The sequence below is a fragment of the Pseudomonas rhodesiae genome, assembly GCF_007858255.1.
GTDB classification, from domain to species: Bacteria; Pseudomonadota; Gammaproteobacteria; order Pseudomonadales; family Pseudomonadaceae; genus Aquipseudomonas; species Aquipseudomonas rhodesiae.
This window is the reverse complement of record NZ_VFEU01000033.1, coordinates 1-13,945: the sequence shown is the minus strand read 5'-3', so window position 1 is coordinate 13,945 and position 13,945 is coordinate 1. Positions and strand designations below refer to the sequence as shown.

The following is a 13,945-nucleotide window of genomic DNA, read 5'->3' as shown; positions in this document are numbered from 1 at the left end:
GTGGAAGCCTTGAAAAACCTGCCTTCTGGCGGGTTTTTTAGTTTTTGCATTCTGTCGGTTGGATGCTCGCAGATGGCACCGCGCGAACTCATCCCGATGGTTGATCAGAAACCACTGCTGCTGTTTGCCGGGAATTTGCGTCTTGACCAAATTCCCAATGCCGCCAAGCTTCTCTCCCAGCAACTCAAATTTCAGTGGGGCTTTAGCGTAGAGCCCACAGCGGGATCTGAGAAGAGGACTACGATTTTCGGTGAAAGACCGAACCATCTTGTCCTCTCCGATTATTATATCGAGGCAGTCAACACGCTGGAGCTTCCGTCGGATTCCGGCAAAGCGATGTGGCTATCGCCAGGTGTCAAAATGACTTTTCTGCAGTCCTCTTCTTTCTTATCAAAGATTTTATATCCTTCGGCCGCCTGTTCCAGTGACATGCGATGGCTGATGATAACTTCAGGTGAGAGACGGCCTGTCTCAATGTGATCCAGGAGTTCAGGTAGGAACCGATGGACATGAGTCTGCCCCATTTTGAAGGTCAGGCCTTTGTCAAAGGCGTCTCCGAAAAGAAATCCATGAATGAAACCTGAATAGACTCCAGGAACGCTCACAACGCCCCCCCGTCTTACTGCCGCTATACACTGGCGTAGGGCTTTGCCGCTGCTACCTTCAAGCTTGAGCGTCGCGAGAACGGTTTCCGTTGTACTACCCTTCGCTTCAAATCCAACAGCATCCACGACCCCGTCAACTCCCCGCATCCCTTTGGTTTGCCGAATGATCGTATCTGCAGGATCGTCGTCTTCATCGAAGTTGATCGGAATTACACCGTATGTTTTCTGCGCGTATGCCAAACGGTAAGGATGGTGATCGACCATAAAAATTTGGTCGGCACCGAGCATTCTTGCACACGCCGCGCTCAACAATCCGACCGGGCCTGCACCATAAATGGCGATGCTTGAACCGTTACCAATCCCTGCGTTAGTTACAGCCTGATAAGCGGTTGGAAGGATGTCTGATAGGAAAAGAACCTTTTCATCCGACAGCGTCCCCGGTACTTTGAATGGGCCGGTGTTGGCTTTCGGAACGCGCACGTATTCGGCTTGCCCGCCAGGAACACCACCATACATATGACTGAAACCGAACAGCGCGGCTCCTGGTGGTATTGCCTTTTTATTTATGATCGCCCCGCGCCCCGTATTTGTTGTCTCGCAGGCCGCAAACAGATCCATTGCGCAGAAGAAACAGCTGCCGCAGGCGATTACAAAAGGAATTACCACACGGTCGCCGGGTTGCACTGCGGTCACCGCTGAGCCTGTGTCCTCAACGATCCCCATAAACTCATGGCCAAAGATATCGCCATGCTCGACAGTCGGAATCTTTCCTCGATAGAGATGGAGGTCAGAACCGCATATCGCCGTCGCGGTAACTCGAAGAATGATGTCATCACTTTCCTCGATAATCGGATCAGGAACCGTGTCGACTTTGACGCTGTGCGCGCCATGATAGGTGAGTGCTCTCATGACTTCATACCTGCTTCAGCTGGATGGTAAGTGGGAGAGGTGAATCAAAGAAAGTAAGTTCAGATTGATGAAGGCGCAGATGACTAGCGGTTGCGTATGAAGCACGCGCGTAATTTTTTTAAACCTAATGGAGCGCAAGAGGGTCGACTGCTGAAGTCCAGAACTTAGGTAGTCGGAGGATCGGCGTTGTCATGCCTGCCAACAATGGGGAGCGCCACATCGCTGAGTGTCTATCCTCTGTTCTGATCGCGACTGAGCATCCCGCATGGCGTTCCAGCCAGTCACCCTAGTCGTTCTGTTACACGATTGCTCGAATCAAACCGAACGAATCGCTTAAGCGCACGGCGTTAGCGGATTAGGTTTTCTTTTCATAAGTGAGGGTAAGGCGAGAGCAACCGGTGCCGATCGTCTCCTGGCTGCTCATTCGCGATAGCGCCTGGTCTAGATAGAGATCGTTGCTTTAAGGGTGAACCAGTGAGCAAAATCATCAGCGCACATGACTTACAAATCGACCTTCAAGGTGCGAACGAAGCCGGGTTGTTCAAATGGCTGCTTGCCAGTTTCCTGATGGGCAAAAGAATCCAGGGGCAGATTGCGGCTAACGCGTACCAGGTGATCGTCGAGAAACACCATCGGGATACGCCGCACAAACTGGCGAGCTGCACTCACCGCCAGTTGGTCACGATGCTTGGAGAGGCTCACTACGTGCGTTACGACGAGACTACGTCGTCGCGGTTACTCGCATTAGCGAACAAAGTGAATACTGAATACGACGGCAAGGTCAGCAACATTGTTGCGGCGAGCGCTGATCGTCGCGCGTTCGAAAAACGCTTGTCTGAATTCGAAGGGATAGGGCCAAAAACTATTGAAATTTTTCTGAGGGAAGCGGCTGCGGTGCTCTTCGAATCTTCCACCTAGCTCTCTTTCACACTGCCTTCCGATTGCTTGCAGCGAGGTGAAGTCAATGATAACTCGCACGCCATCTACCACTCAGGCTATCTTCGACAGGCCCAGTACCCCTCGAGTGGGGATGTACGCTCCATGAGCCTTGCCGATGAAGGGGCTGCATGTGATGCCCACACAATGAACACTGTTCGATGTCGCGCACGATGACCATTTCTTCATTTTGCGATTCGAACAATGCGCCATTGATCAATTCCTCCAGACTCATTGTGTAGCCATTGCACACGTACTGCATCGCTTTGGCTTCGCGCTGTGGGGGTATCCAGCAGTCCTTCACGCTCTGGGTTCTCACCTACGCCGAGGAGAATTTCACGATAATGTTCGACTGATGATGGGTTCATCTTGAATCCCAGCAGCGACGCTGCGCTTTATGGATCGGCAATCCTTGGCGGTAGGAGAGTATCTACTGCGCACTATCTGACGCAGATGACACAGGCTTCGCCGGATCAGCTATGACCCAGCTTATGCGTCTGCGACATGACAAGGCGAAGCTGTCTAGGTCTGCTTATTTTTCAGAGTGGACTGCTCGTCTGATGCGGGTTTTGACGCCGGCACTGCGCAACGGTTATCGACACAGCGGCTGCCGCTATCTGGGTGAGGTAACCACGCCAAATGGGGGCGTATACGGCAAAAAAGGCGATAGCCGAATTCAAGCAGCGGGCGGAGTACATTCCAAGTCAGTGGCGTTGCCCAAAAGCCCAAGCCGGCGGCTCGCCAGCTCCACAGGGTGGCATCCAGGCCGGTTATCCAGCGTCCATCAGCGAAGCGGGCGTGCAGCGAGGACTGCATCTGCTCGAACGTGAACCCGAGTGCATTTGCGTCGAATTCACTGTTGCTGATGTCCACGAAAAGCAGATGATCCTTTACGGCATGCCCGCGCAGGAGCTTGATTTCGCGCGCACATAGAGGGCATTCACCGTCAAAGTACAGCGTCAGTGGCCAATTCATTTCCCTGTACATCGTCGACACTCTTGTATAATTCTTGTACAAGATATGCTGAAAGCAACAGGCTGACAATGGGCGCTATTTTCCGTTCTGCTATGGACGGTCATGTTTGCTTTCGTGAGCAAATCGCCCCGTGCTTTCGATCTCGATATCCAGTTTGGTGGCGGCAAGCTATGCGAAGGCGTACACGCTTGCGTAACAGATTCACTAAGTTTGAAACAGGTCAGGGCTGCAGTCATGTAACCCACCTCGCCATCAATATTTCGCTCAGACAGAGCTTTTTTGGGCCTACAGTCTTGAGTGTCGCTCACTGCAAGGAATACAAATGAATGGGTTCCCTTCAACCCCTGCGCCAAAGCACGTCACCCTGCTGGGTTATGGCGGTCTGTTGCCGTTTATTGTTCTGGCACTGCTGATTCCGTTCTCTCTCGACTATCGGACGCTGTTTGCGATTGCACTTGTCAACTATGGCGCAGTCATCCTGAGCTTCGTCGGAGCCTTGCACTGGGGCTTCGCCATGACCATGCGAGATATGAGTGCCAAGCAGCGCAGCGACCGGTTCATCTGGAGTGTTATACCTGCTCTTATCGCTTGGATCGCCACGTTACTGCCAATGCCCTTGGGCTGCTTGCTGTTGGTCATAGGCTTAGTCGTCCACCTTCGGCAGGACAGGAAGCTGTTGCGGGTTATAAGCTTGCCCGCTTGGTACATGCCGATGCGATTACGGCTTACCCTTGTGGCGAGCGTCTGCTTGCTGCTTGCGGCGCTCGTTGAGGCGCTTCCTTCATGAAGCCTCTCGTGCCCGGCCAGGATTTCCTCACCTTTAAAATAGCCTCGGTCAGCCACCACCGACAAAGTAACCGATGCCATGGCCTCGCGTGCCTGCTTAGTTATTGAGCTGAGCTGATCGCGGTCGGAACCGATATTGGTCACCTCATGAGCAACGATCAAATGGTGCTGCGTGCAGCGGCTAAAAGCCGCTCCAAGACCTCACTATTGGTCGGCCCATCAGGGTTTCATTAGTCATACGGCATTCCCTGCCGTGCCATGTCCGGCGTTGGAGTAAATTGATTTGAACTGCTGATTCCGCCAGGTGCCGAAAACAGCTACCACCCGAGGACATAGCGATGACTGACGAAAAGAAGAAAGAGCCCGAGCAGGAAACCCCGGCGCATTCCACCGAGCAAGAGCGTGAACGCTTGAAGGACTTCAACAAGGACGGCATTCCGCCTGGTTCAAGCTGATCGTCAAGCTGCGCGCTCTTCGCTGTCATGGTGGAGATACGAGGTTCGAGGCGCGGAGGCTGCAGCAGAATCTTTGCCTTGGCGCCCAGAGCATGCGGGTGATGAATTTGGACGGCCCCGTGCGCAGCACGCAAGCTCATTAGACATTGGTGGTATGCCTTGTAAACTTAGTATTCATAAGCGCCTAGATCGTCTGAATACCTGTAAGGAAACCGCCATGCTTGAAATCGAACCGCTCTGCTTTTCGTCCGACTGTCCTAGCCGGGCCTTGTTCGATCAGATTGCTGATAAGTGGTCGATGATGGTGCTGGCGGTGCTTGATGACGGTCCGCAACGCTTCAACGCGATTCGTCGCCGGTTGCAAGGCGTGACCCAGAAAGCGCTTACCCAATGCCTGCGCAAGCTGGAACGCAACGGCTTGGTCTCGCGAGAGGTCATTTCGCTCTCGCCGGTTGCGGTGCAGTATCAGATCACCCCGTTGGGTCGCACGCTGCAAGCGCCTTTTCGGGCACTGCACGAGTGGACTGTCGCCAAGCTGCCCGAGGTCGATGCGGCCCGGCGATCGTTCGACGCCGCCAGCGGCGCGGGGAGCCCGGACGGAAGGCTGCTTGACTCGATGTCATGAGCGCGGCGTCCACTGTCGTGGATCGGCCATTCTATGTTCGAAGTGCTACCGCGACTCATATGCGCAAGACCATCTATCGATGGTTCAACCCCCAGCGCCACTGAATGTTCTCAGGCAGTAGGTTTCCTCAAACCTACTAGGGCGACAAAAGGTGCCTAATAGACACCAGGTTTATTCCATATACCATCTTCATAGTCCTCCCTGTCGAGGCATGCGCGCCGAGCCTTCACTCTGTTTCGTTGCGCTTGCCGGCGAGCTGCAGTCCGCCAATTGTTCATACGACAGGAAGCACCTTATGGGTGAATCCGCGCCAACTAAACATCAAGCGCGCGCTGGACATCAATAAACGCACTGGATGGAGAGCATATGGAAAACCTGAAGCTGTTGACCCCCCTGAGCAATAAAGCGCTTAACTTCAAGAATCGAGTTTTTATGGCGCCAATGACCAGAGGTCGATCTAAGGATCAGGTCGCCAACGAACTGACCGCAACGTATTACGCGCAGCGTGCATCAGCAGGACTGATTTTCACGGAAGGCACCCAGATCAGCGCCCAGGCGGTCGGTTGGACGAATACCCCAGGAATCTATACTCCCGAGCAAATTGCAGGGTGGAAGAAGGTAACTCGGGCAGTTCATGAGGCGGGCGGTTTGATTTTTGCGCAACTTTGGCATACGGGGAGGGCATCTCACCCGGACTTCCATGGTGGAGAACTGCCGGTGGCGCCATCGGCCGTCCCGTTCAATAGCCAAGCCTTCACGCCGGAAGGCATCAAGCCTTCTGTGACCCCACGCGAAATGACCCTTGATGAAATCAAAGCCACCATCGCAGATTATGAAAAGGCTGCGCAGGCTGCAAAGGATGCGGGTTTTGACGGCGTTGAGGTACACGGTGCAAATGGTTACCTGCCGGCGCAGTTTCTCGAAGATGGATCAAACAAACGAACCGACGAGTATGGCGGCACCGTTGAGAAGCGGGCAAGGTTCCTGCTGGAAGCCACTGATGCCGCGATAAAGATCTTCGGGCCGGAACGTGTCTCGGTCAGGCTGTCGCCGCGCATTCCGTACAACGACATGGGCGACTCCAATCTCGAGCAGACCTACATGTACGCGGTGCAAGCGCTGGAAAAGAAACACGTTGGTATTCTGCATTTCATGGAACCGTCGACCCTGCCGGAAGGTGTTAAACCTTTAGCGCCGGGGGCCCGCGAGCGATTCTCAGGGATTTTCGTGTTGAATGTTGGCTACGACCGCAAGTCTGCGGAGCAGCTGCTGGAAAGTGGGCTGGCTGATGCAGTCTCATTTGGCACGCTATTCATCAGTAATCCTGACCTGCCTGAACGCTTGCGCCAAGACGCGCCATTGGCGACAGCGGATGCTTCTAAGTACTACAGCGGTGCAGAAGAAGGTTACACAGACTATCCGCTGATGGCGTGAGCAACCCCAATCGGAGCGTGTAACGTTAAGTTCAGGTCTTGAACTTAACCGGTTCGCTCCATCACTCGCCGTGCCTTCTGGGCACGGCGCACAGCCGCCAGGATCAATAGTCGAGGATGATCTTCATCGCCTTCTCAGCGGCCGCATGCTTGAAGACATCGTAGGCTTTCTCGATCTGGTCGAAGTCGAATCGGTGCGTCGTTATCTTCTCGACCGCTAGCGTGCCGGACCAACACGACTTCAGCAGCATACCGGTGGTATTGGCGTTCACCAGCCCGGTTGTGATCTTCGTGGTCCACGATCACCCGTTCGCCGCCCATGGCCAGTGTGGTGGTGAAGAGCGGACGCTTGAACGACTTGATATTGGCGGCTTCCATGTTGTGGCGCATGTAAGTCGCTGATCCAAGAAACGCTGTTTGACTCGATGCGCTTGAGTTCGGCCAACGGCCAGCTAACGAGCCAGGCCGTCAGCAAAATGGATCGTTACTCCACTGAGCAGATCCAGCGGTGATTTTTCCGATACGGGGCACGGATGAAGTGGACATCAGATACCAATTTCAGCCCGCGCTCACGGAGTGCTTCGGTCAGTTGTACGAGCGTCTCTGCTTGGATAGTCATTGCTGTTACCTCGCCAGATTTACTGCGTTCATAATTCTTGACCTGACGGACAACTGGCTAATTCAAATTTTCTTCAACGTTGATGGGGTCATGCCGAGATAAGGCAAAAATTAGGACATTCGTTCTGTAACTTGCTGTATTTAAAGGAGTAAATTTGAGAGGCGCTGCTCAAGTAAAGGCCGCTTCAGCCATCCAGAAAAAAGGATGATTCACCCGCTTGGTTGCACTCGCGGAAGAACGTTAAAAACGATGCGCAACTTGCCTGTGGCGGCTAGATATTGATCAATTATCTATGCCGAGATAATTGCAGATAATTCCCCCAGTCTGTGGCCAGCGCGAGTCCATAAAATTGGAGAAAATGCCGAGTTAGAGGGCCTGCGAACAGCTTTGGCCGAGGCTTTACGCTTCGACGCGTACACAAAGCTGCGGGCTGCTTAGCACTGAGGCCTCTCCCAAAAGCGACAAAGGCGGCCTCAACGAGACCGCCTCAAACCAAGTTTCATCACCGGTATCTATACCCGGGAGAGGAAGCTCTTGGGCAGACGTCAAGGATAGCACCGGTAAAAGCGCCACGGCTAATGCAGCCTCGCCCTGCTGAGCCCCTTCAGCTAGGGTGCTCATTTGGTTTGTCTCGAAGCAGCGGTGTGAATGGCTCAAGACCATCATGCGAACACTCGCGGCCTAGATGGCATTATCAAAAGGCCAATTATTCTGGAGGCGGATATGGGCATGCTCCACGAAAAACTGGGTTTGCCGAAAGGCCACTACTATCTGCACGTCGCTGTGCTGGCGGGACTGCCGGCTTCGTTGGTTTCTGATTTGGCAAGCGAGCTGGAGCGATCGCCAGCGCAGATCGCGGAGTGGATCACTGTGTCCCACGGCAGTGCCGTAATGTCTATACAGGCTGGTGAGGTGTTCTGTCGTCTTATTGAGACCCTCGATGCTCTATTGGAGCTGCACGAGGGGGATCTAGGAGGTACGCTCCGCTGGCTAACGACGCCGAATGTGGTGCTGTCCAATGAGGCGCCGGTCGAGCTGCTGGTAACCGAATTTGGTAAGCGCGCTGTGCGGCAAGCTATTCGTGCGATTGAATATGGACTGCCAGTTTGATCCCTGCCGATGGCGGCTTCGCGCTAGAAACGCTGGGTCATGTACCTGTTTCATTACCGCTGGTAGTGAGCGGCGTATGCCCGAGCAGTTTCAGGTGCGTGATGGCTTCGGCCAAGCGCTCCTGCAGGATCTGCGCTTGCTGCGTCTGGGTCGCGGAGGTCTCGCCCAACCGAGACACCTCCTCCTGCAATGTGCTGCAGCGCCGTTCCAGGGCCTCATTCGCGCGTTCAGCTCCGGTTAACGTGCGCTGAGCGGTTTCCAAGGCCTGGATCTTCTGCGCCAGTAGCTGTTGCTGCGCATACAGCTCTTTTTGCAGCTGCCGCGCCTCTGTGAGCAGGCGCGCATTGTCGCGGTTCAGTTGGGTCAACTCGTCCTGTTTGACGATCAGGGTCTGCTGCAATTGCCGTAGTTCCACTTGCAGTTGCTGCATCTGCGACTCGTGCCGACGCTGCTCCTGCTCACGCTGTTCCTTGCTGGCCTGGCGATAATGCTCCAGGGCATCACGAGCATGTTGATGCTTATCTTCCAACGAGAGGATCTGCTCGTCGCGATCCCGCAGGCGCGTTTCTTGGTCTTGGTTGGCTTGCTGTAGGCGGGCATTCCCAACCTCAGCCTGCTGGCGCATCTGTCGTTCCTGCTGTAGCGCTTGCTGGGCAGTCTGGAGCTGCTCCGTGAGCTCAATACACTGACCTTCTAACTGCTGGATACGGCTTTCTGCCTGCTGAACCTGATTCTGGTAATCAAGTCGTTCCCGAGCCAGTTGCTCGCGCTCGTGCGCCACCTCGGCCTTCGCTTCCTCCCTGAGCTGATCCGCCAACTGGCCTACCAGGTTGGCCAACTGCTCGCTGAGCGGCAGTACGACAGCGCTCTGATCGGAGTCAGCGTCTTCGAGTTCTTTCAGGTAGCGATGAATGGTGGTTTTCGAGCCAGTGTTTCCCAGTTCGACCCGTATCGCATCGATGCTGGGGTTCTCTCCTCGCGCCAGGATGGCCTGGCGGGCTTTCCGAACCAGCGCCTTATTGATGCCGCCGCGGGCCATGGTCTGCTCCTACGATTTCGTATTATATTACATACCACGTATTTACATACTAATTTGTTCTGAAGTAAAGCGGGATTTGAGATGTAAATTAAGATAAAATAACCGAGGCTTATTCAATTAGATGGGCAAAAATGACTGCTTCGCGGTCGTTTCCCAGTACACAAAGGGCAAACCCAGGCGATGAAGAACGTCGAGCGCTATCTGCAAGCCGGCACGCGGGAAAACACCCGCCGCAGCTACCAGTCGGCCGTCGAACACTTCGAGGTGACCTGGGGCGGCTTCCTGCCGGCGACCGGCGACAGCATCGTGCGCTACCTGGTGGACTACGCCGACACCTTGAGCCTCAGTACGATGAAACATCGTCTGGCCGCCCTGGCCCAGTGGCACATCAGCCAGGGTTTTCCTGATCCGACCAAAACACCTACGGTGCGCCAGGTACTCAAGGGCATCCGCACCCTGCATCCGGCGCAGGCTAAGCAGGCAGCCCCACTGCAGTTGCAGCACTTAGAAAAGGCGGTTCAGTGGCTGAGTCAAGAGGCCGAACGCGCTCAGCAGTCGGGCGATTTGGCAAGCCTGCTGCGAAGCCGGCGCGACATGGCGTTATTGCTGATCGGCTTCTGGCGGGGATTCCGCAGCGACGAGCTCTGCCGCCTGCAGGTTGAGCATGTCCAAGTCGAGGTCGGCGCCGGTATGGCTTTGTTCTTGCCGCAGAGCAAGGGTGATCGGGAGAACCTTGGCACGACCCATTACGCTCCAGCCCTGAAACGCCTCTGCCCGGTACAGGCTTATCTCGACTGGATCAGTGTCGCCGGCATAGCACGAGGGGCCGTGTTCCGCCGCCTGGATCGCTGGGGGCACCTGAACGACAGAGCGCTGCACCCCGGTAGCCTGATCAGCTTGCTACGCCAGATATTGCAACGCGCAGGTATCCCGGCCGAGCTCTATACCAGCCATTCGCTGCGCCGCGGCTTCGCCACTTGGGCCACGGCCAATGGTTGGGATCTCAAGGCACTGATGACCTACGTGGGTTGGAAGGACATCAAGTCAGCCATGCGCTATATCGATCCCGCCATCTCCTTTGGCGGCCTGGCGGCAAAGCCCGCCCTTGAACTGAATGCTGGCACTTTGACTCTGCTGGCAGCTTCTCACTAACATCGACGCACGACAGGAGTAAAGGTGCAATGAGTACGCAGACCAGCATCGAATGGACGGAAATGACCTGGAACCCGGTGGTGGGCTGCACCAAGGTATCTCCAGGCTGCAAGCATTGCTATGCCGAGAACATGGCGCACCGGCTACAGGCTATGGGCACATCCGGCTATGAAAATGGATTTCGTCTGAGCCTGCGACCGGAGAAGCTTCAAGAACCACTACAGCGTAAGAAGCCGACCATCTACTTCGTAAACTCGATGTCCGACCTGTTCCACGAACACGTACCAGACGATTACATCGATCAGGTTTTCGAGGTAATTCGGAAGGCGTCTCAGCACACATTTCAGATACTCACCAAGCGCGCCGAACGCTTGGCCACATATTTCAGTACTCGGACTCCGCCTGCGAATGCGTGGCTGGGTGTGTCGGTCGAGGATCGCGAATATGGAGTGCCCAGGATCGACTGCCTGCGCCGTATAGACGCCACGATTCGTTTCCTCTCTGTTGAGCCACTACTGGAGGACTTGGGCGAGTTGGACTTGACCGATATCCATTGGGTGATTGTTGGTGGTGAGTCTGGCCCCAAGGCTCGACCAATGAAGCAAGAGTGGGTCGACAGTATCCATAAGCAGTGCGATGCCTTCGGCTCAGCCTTTTTCTTCAAGCAATGGGGTGGCTGGGGTGCCGATGGTGTAAAACGCTCGAAAAAGGCCAACGGGCGGCTGTTGAACGGCCAGACCTGGGATGAAATTCCGCTGCTCAACCTCGCCTGACACAAAATAAGGAATAGCGATGGCCAAGGATGACGAGAAGTATCGTTGGGACTGGTTAACTCAGACATTCCCGACCATTGATCCGCACAGCAAGATCAAACACCAGATTATTGATGAGTACATCCAGGCCTACATCGATGTACTGATGCGGAACCAACTGATGCCGGAGCTGGGCCTGTCCATCGTTGATGGCTTCAGCGGTGGCGGCATTTACCATGACGGTGCTGGCGGCACCCATTTCGGTTCTCCAGTGATCGCACTGGAAGCCATTCAAGAATCAGAGGTGCGTAATAACCAGGATCGCATCAAGCCCCGCACCATACGCTCGCAGCACCACTTCGTGGATGTGAAGCCTGAGAACATTGCTTGCCTGCATTCTGTGCTGGCCACTCGAGGTCATGCTCCTCGAGTGGGTCAAGATGTACACCTGCATACCGCCGAATTCACTCAGGCCCTGCCAATCATCGCGCAAAAGCTGAAACAGTTCGGTAAAGGTGAGCGTGTGCTCTTCCTGCTGGATCAGTACGGATACGGCGACGTTCCTTTCCCCAGAATCAAATGGATCTTCCAGAACCTGAGCAGTGCCGAGGTTCTGCTCACTTTCAACGTCGACTTCCTGGTGACGTACCTTGCTGACCGACAAGCCAATCGCAAAGCCATTTCCAATATTGGCCTAGATCACCATGTGCCATGGAGCACGCTGAAGGATTTGAAGGCTCATCAGCCTCGAAACTGGCAATACATCATCCAGCGCTTTCTGTCAGAGGGCATCAAGCAAGAAAGTGGCGCGGAGTACATGACGGTTTTTTTCATCCGCCCAGCCGGCAACAACCCGATGGCCTATTGGTTTATCCATCTGGCAAACAACTACCGTGCTAATGATGTGATGAAGAAGATCCACTGGAAGTACGGCAATAATTTTTCCCATATGCTGTCACCGTCCAGTTTTTTCGGTTACGACGCCAATCGCGATATCGCCGTAACTGGGCAGCCTGATCTTCTGTTGGATGAACACCACTTTGACGATGCTACGGACGACCGTATCCGTGGCGAGCTATCAGAGCTCCTCCCCAGGCAAATTTATGACCGTGAGCGGCAGCCGTTCCGCGGACTAATGACCGGGCTGACGAATTACACAATGGCGGACGAGCTACGTGTAAAGCAGGCCCTGGATATGGCGATCGCTACAGGTGATGTGCTTGCGGTCGACAAAGATGGAAAAACGAAGCGTCGCAAAGGCACAAGCATCAAGTCCACTGACACACTGATTGCCCCTCCACAAAGGCCAATGTTTTTTCTGCCGCCTGTTAAGAAGGCCAAGCCCGAAAGCTGATTGCACTCAACGAGTCCGCGCGAAAGCAGATCACGATTTATGGTTCTGCCGGTCCCTGTAGGCTGCCGGATCGCTCTAGAATGCACTTTATAGACGATTATAAAGTGAATATAGAGCGATTATAGAGCGATTATAGAGCGATTATAGAGCGATTATAGAGCGATTATAGAGCGATTATAGAGCGATTATAGAATCTGATTTTTGGCACGAATTGTAGACCCCTCTCTGACGAAAATTCGTTCCGATAGCGGTTCGATCTGCAAATGGGATCGGAACCAGCGCCTGTTGTACTGACGACAGGCAGAGAAAGATCAACAGCGGACTGGTTTCGTGCTGCTCAATGCCTAGAGTTTCATGAGGTAAATCGCGGCTAAATGCCCTAGATAGAACCAGTAACCCCAGCGGCCAACGGGCCAGACTGTGCAGGACATGGGTTGACGCAACAGGGCCACCCCCAGCAGTACGGCTGCTCCAGCTATGGCGAACATAGCCAGGGCTGCAGGCAATAACCACCAGCGTACGCCCTTTAGCCCGAGAACACAGGCGGCAGGCAACGTCACGCCGATCACCCCATACATCAGCTGTCGATGCAGCAACAGGGCGACGACCAGCGCAGTGGCAGCCAGGAACAGACTGTTGCGATCGGCATGATGAATGCCCCAGGCCAGCAGCAGGCCGAGCGACAAGATCGGCATCACGTTGAGCGTCGCGCTCTCCGGCGAGAGCAGACGGTAAGGCAACTCGGAGAGCAGGGAGAAGGCCAGCAGCCAGCCGAGATAGCGTGCATTACACTCGCTGAACAACTTGAATCGCCCCTAGTTTCGTAGACACCTCCAAGCCTTAAAATGAGGCCCATTAGGAGGTGCCATGAGCAACCAGCGATATCCCGAAGAATTCAAAATCCAGGCGGTCAAACAAGTGACCGAAAAGAAGCTTCCTGTCTCGGAGGTGGCTGCACGATTGGGTGTGTCCGTGCACAGCCTCTATGCCTGGGTTAAGCGCTACACCAAGCCCCAGGAACAGCGCGTTGAGGAGGATGATCAGAGCGCTGAGGTTCGTCGTCTACGGGCCGAGCTGAAACGGGTGACGGAGGAGCGAGACATCTTAAAAAAGGCCGCCGCGTACTTTGCCAAGGAGTGCGGCTGAAGTACGCCTTTATTAAGCAGCAAGCGGGTCATTACGCGATTCGACGGCT

Annotated in this window: 13 protein-coding genes and 4 pseudogenes; 9 read left to right on the top strand and 8 right to left on the bottom strand. The window is 54.6% G+C overall.

The genetic code is table 11. The annotated features are described in order from the left end of the window. Positions 1-284: 284 nt before the first annotated feature. A complete protein-coding gene (locus FIV35_RS26500; RefSeq protein WP_034138172.1) occupies positions 285-1,514 on the bottom strand; it encodes a zinc-dependent alcohol dehydrogenase in 1,230 nt (409 codons plus the stop codon). Positions 1,515-1,988: 474 nt separating this feature from the next. On the opposite strand from FIV35_RS26500, the gene FIV35_RS26495 reads away from it, so the two are divergent. Next, on the top strand, positions 1,989-2,432 hold the full coding sequence (locus tag FIV35_RS26495; RefSeq protein WP_034138171.1) for an HhH-GDP family DNA glycosylase: 444 nt from the start codon (positions 1,989-1,991) through the stop codon (positions 2,430-2,432). Between the two features lie 75 nt (positions 2,433-2,507). On the opposite strand, the pseudogene FIV35_RS26490 reads toward FIV35_RS26495, so the two are convergent. Further along, positions 2,508-2,818, bottom strand: a pseudogene (locus tag FIV35_RS26490) (GTP cyclohydrolase I); the annotation flags it as partial. A gap of 154 nt (positions 2,819-2,972) precedes the next feature. Then, complete coding sequence (locus tag FIV35_RS26485; protein WP_080761432.1) at positions 2,973-3,437, bottom strand: thiol-disulfide oxidoreductase DCC family protein; 465 nt, start codon at positions 3,435-3,437, stop codon at positions 2,973-2,975. A gap of 310 nt (positions 3,438-3,747) precedes the next feature. Between FIV35_RS26485 and FIV35_RS26480 the strand changes: the two genes are divergently transcribed. Then, a complete protein-coding gene (locus tag FIV35_RS26480; protein ID WP_034138169.1) occupies positions 3,748-4,212 on the top strand; it encodes a DUF3429 domain-containing protein in 465 nt (154 codons plus the stop codon). Positions 4,213-4,217: 5 nt separating this feature from the next. On the opposite strand, the pseudogene FIV35_RS26475 reads toward FIV35_RS26480, so the two are convergent. Next, a pseudogene (locus tag FIV35_RS26475) lies at positions 4,218-4,385 on the bottom strand (IS5/IS1182 family transposase); the annotation flags it as partial. Between the two features lie 498 nt (positions 4,386-4,883). Between FIV35_RS26475 and FIV35_RS26465 the strand changes: the two are divergent. Both FIV35_RS26465 and FIV35_RS26460 read left to right on the top strand, forming a co-directional pair. Next, a complete protein-coding gene (locus FIV35_RS26465; RefSeq protein WP_034138168.1) occupies positions 4,884-5,291 on the top strand; it encodes a winged helix-turn-helix transcriptional regulator in 408 nt (135 codons plus the stop codon). A 366-nt stretch (positions 5,292-5,657) separates the two neighbouring features. Continuing rightward, positions 5,658-6,725 (top strand): alkene reductase, encoded by a 1,068-nt coding sequence (locus FIV35_RS26460; RefSeq protein ID WP_052198956.1) that lies wholly within the window; start codon positions 5,658-5,660, stop codon positions 6,723-6,725. A gap of 103 nt (positions 6,726-6,828) precedes the next feature. Here FIV35_RS26460 and FIV35_RS26455 read toward each other — a convergent pair whose 3' ends face one another. Both FIV35_RS26455 and FIV35_RS30405 read right to left on the bottom strand, forming a co-directional pair. Then, positions 6,829-6,996, bottom strand: coding sequence for a hypothetical protein (locus FIV35_RS26455; protein WP_231980947.1), 168 nt, complete (start codon positions 6,994-6,996; stop codon positions 6,829-6,831). A 16-nt stretch (positions 6,997-7,012) separates the two neighbouring features. Beyond that, positions 7,013-7,169, bottom strand: a pseudogene (locus FIV35_RS30405) (siphovirus Gp157 family protein); the annotation flags it as partial. Positions 7,170-7,991: 822 nt separating this feature from the next. On the opposite strand from FIV35_RS30405, the gene FIV35_RS26450 reads away from it, so the two are divergent. Then, on the top strand, positions 7,992-8,453 hold the full coding sequence (locus tag FIV35_RS26450; protein ID WP_169880574.1) for an antitoxin Xre/MbcA/ParS toxin-binding domain-containing protein: 462 nt from the start codon (positions 7,992-7,994) through the stop codon (positions 8,451-8,453). Positions 8,454-8,490: 37 nt separating this feature from the next. Here the strand turns inward: FIV35_RS26450 and FIV35_RS26445 are convergent, their stop codons facing one another. After that, entirely contained in the window at positions 8,491-9,492 is a 1,002-nt protein-coding gene (locus FIV35_RS26445; protein ID WP_034138166.1) for a DNA-binding protein, read from the bottom strand. Between the two features lie 180 nt (positions 9,493-9,672). Between FIV35_RS26445 and FIV35_RS26440 the strand changes: the two genes are divergently transcribed. From FIV35_RS26440 to FIV35_RS26430, 3 genes are read left to right on the top strand one after another with little or no spacing between them, the layout of a single operon-like run. Beyond that, positions 9,673-10,644 (top strand): site-specific integrase, encoded by a 972-nt coding sequence (locus FIV35_RS26440; RefSeq protein ID WP_034138165.1) that lies wholly within the window; start codon positions 9,673-9,675, stop codon positions 10,642-10,644. A gap of 29 nt (positions 10,645-10,673) precedes the next feature. Continuing rightward, a complete protein-coding gene (locus FIV35_RS26435; protein ID WP_011077900.1) occupies positions 10,674-11,417 on the top strand; it encodes a phage Gp37/Gp68 family protein in 744 nt (247 codons plus the stop codon). Positions 11,418-11,436: 19 nt separating this feature from the next. Then, positions 11,437-12,750, top strand: a complete 1,314-nt coding sequence (locus FIV35_RS26430) for a three-Cys-motif partner protein TcmP (RefSeq protein ID WP_017246426.1) — start codon at positions 11,437-11,439, stop codon at positions 12,748-12,750. 344 nt (positions 12,751-13,094) lie between these two features. On the opposite strand, the gene FIV35_RS26425 is transcribed toward FIV35_RS26430, so the two are convergent. After that, complete coding sequence (locus tag FIV35_RS26425; RefSeq protein ID WP_052198955.1) at positions 13,095-13,553, bottom strand: TraX family protein; 459 nt, start codon at positions 13,551-13,553, stop codon at positions 13,095-13,097. Between the two features lie 64 nt (positions 13,554-13,617). Here FIV35_RS26425 and FIV35_RS26420 point away from each other — a divergent pair. Further along, positions 13,618-13,945: pseudogene (locus FIV35_RS26420) on the top strand (transposase); the annotation flags it as partial.

What these genes read in the sequence shown, in the direction of transcription:
- FIV35_RS26440 (WP_034138165.1), top strand. Translation starts at nt 9,673, where the DNA reads ATGAAGAACGTCGAGCGCTATCTGCAAGCCGGCACGCGGGAAAACACC.
- FIV35_RS26445 (WP_034138166.1), bottom strand. Translation starts at nt 9,492, where the DNA reads ATGGCCCGCGGCGGCATCAATAAGGCGCTGGTTCGGAAAGCCCGCCAG.
- FIV35_RS26480 (WP_034138169.1), top strand. Translation starts at nt 3,748, where the DNA reads ATGAATGGGTTCCCTTCAACCCCTGCGCCAAAGCACGTCACCCTGCTG.
- FIV35_RS26450 (WP_169880574.1), top strand. Translation starts at nt 7,992, where the DNA reads ATGGCTCAAGACCATCATGCGAACACTCGCGGCCTAGATGGCATTATC.
- FIV35_RS26485 (WP_080761432.1), bottom strand. Translation starts at nt 3,437, where the DNA reads ATGTACAGGGAAATGAATTGGCCACTGACGCTGTACTTTGACGGTGAA.
- FIV35_RS26430 (WP_017246426.1), top strand. Translation starts at nt 11,437, where the DNA reads ATGGCCAAGGATGACGAGAAGTATCGTTGGGACTGGTTAACTCAGACA.
- FIV35_RS26465 (WP_034138168.1), top strand. Translation starts at nt 4,884, where the DNA reads ATGCTTGAAATCGAACCGCTCTGCTTTTCGTCCGACTGTCCTAGCCGG.
- FIV35_RS26435 (WP_011077900.1), top strand. Translation starts at nt 10,674, where the DNA reads ATGAGTACGCAGACCAGCATCGAATGGACGGAAATGACCTGGAACCCG.
- FIV35_RS26460 (WP_052198956.1), top strand. Translation starts at nt 5,658, where the DNA reads ATGGAAAACCTGAAGCTGTTGACCCCCCTGAGCAATAAAGCGCTTAAC.
- FIV35_RS26500 (WP_034138172.1), bottom strand. Translation starts at nt 1,514, where the DNA reads ATGAGAGCACTCACCTATCATGGCGCGCACAGCGTCAAAGTCGACACG.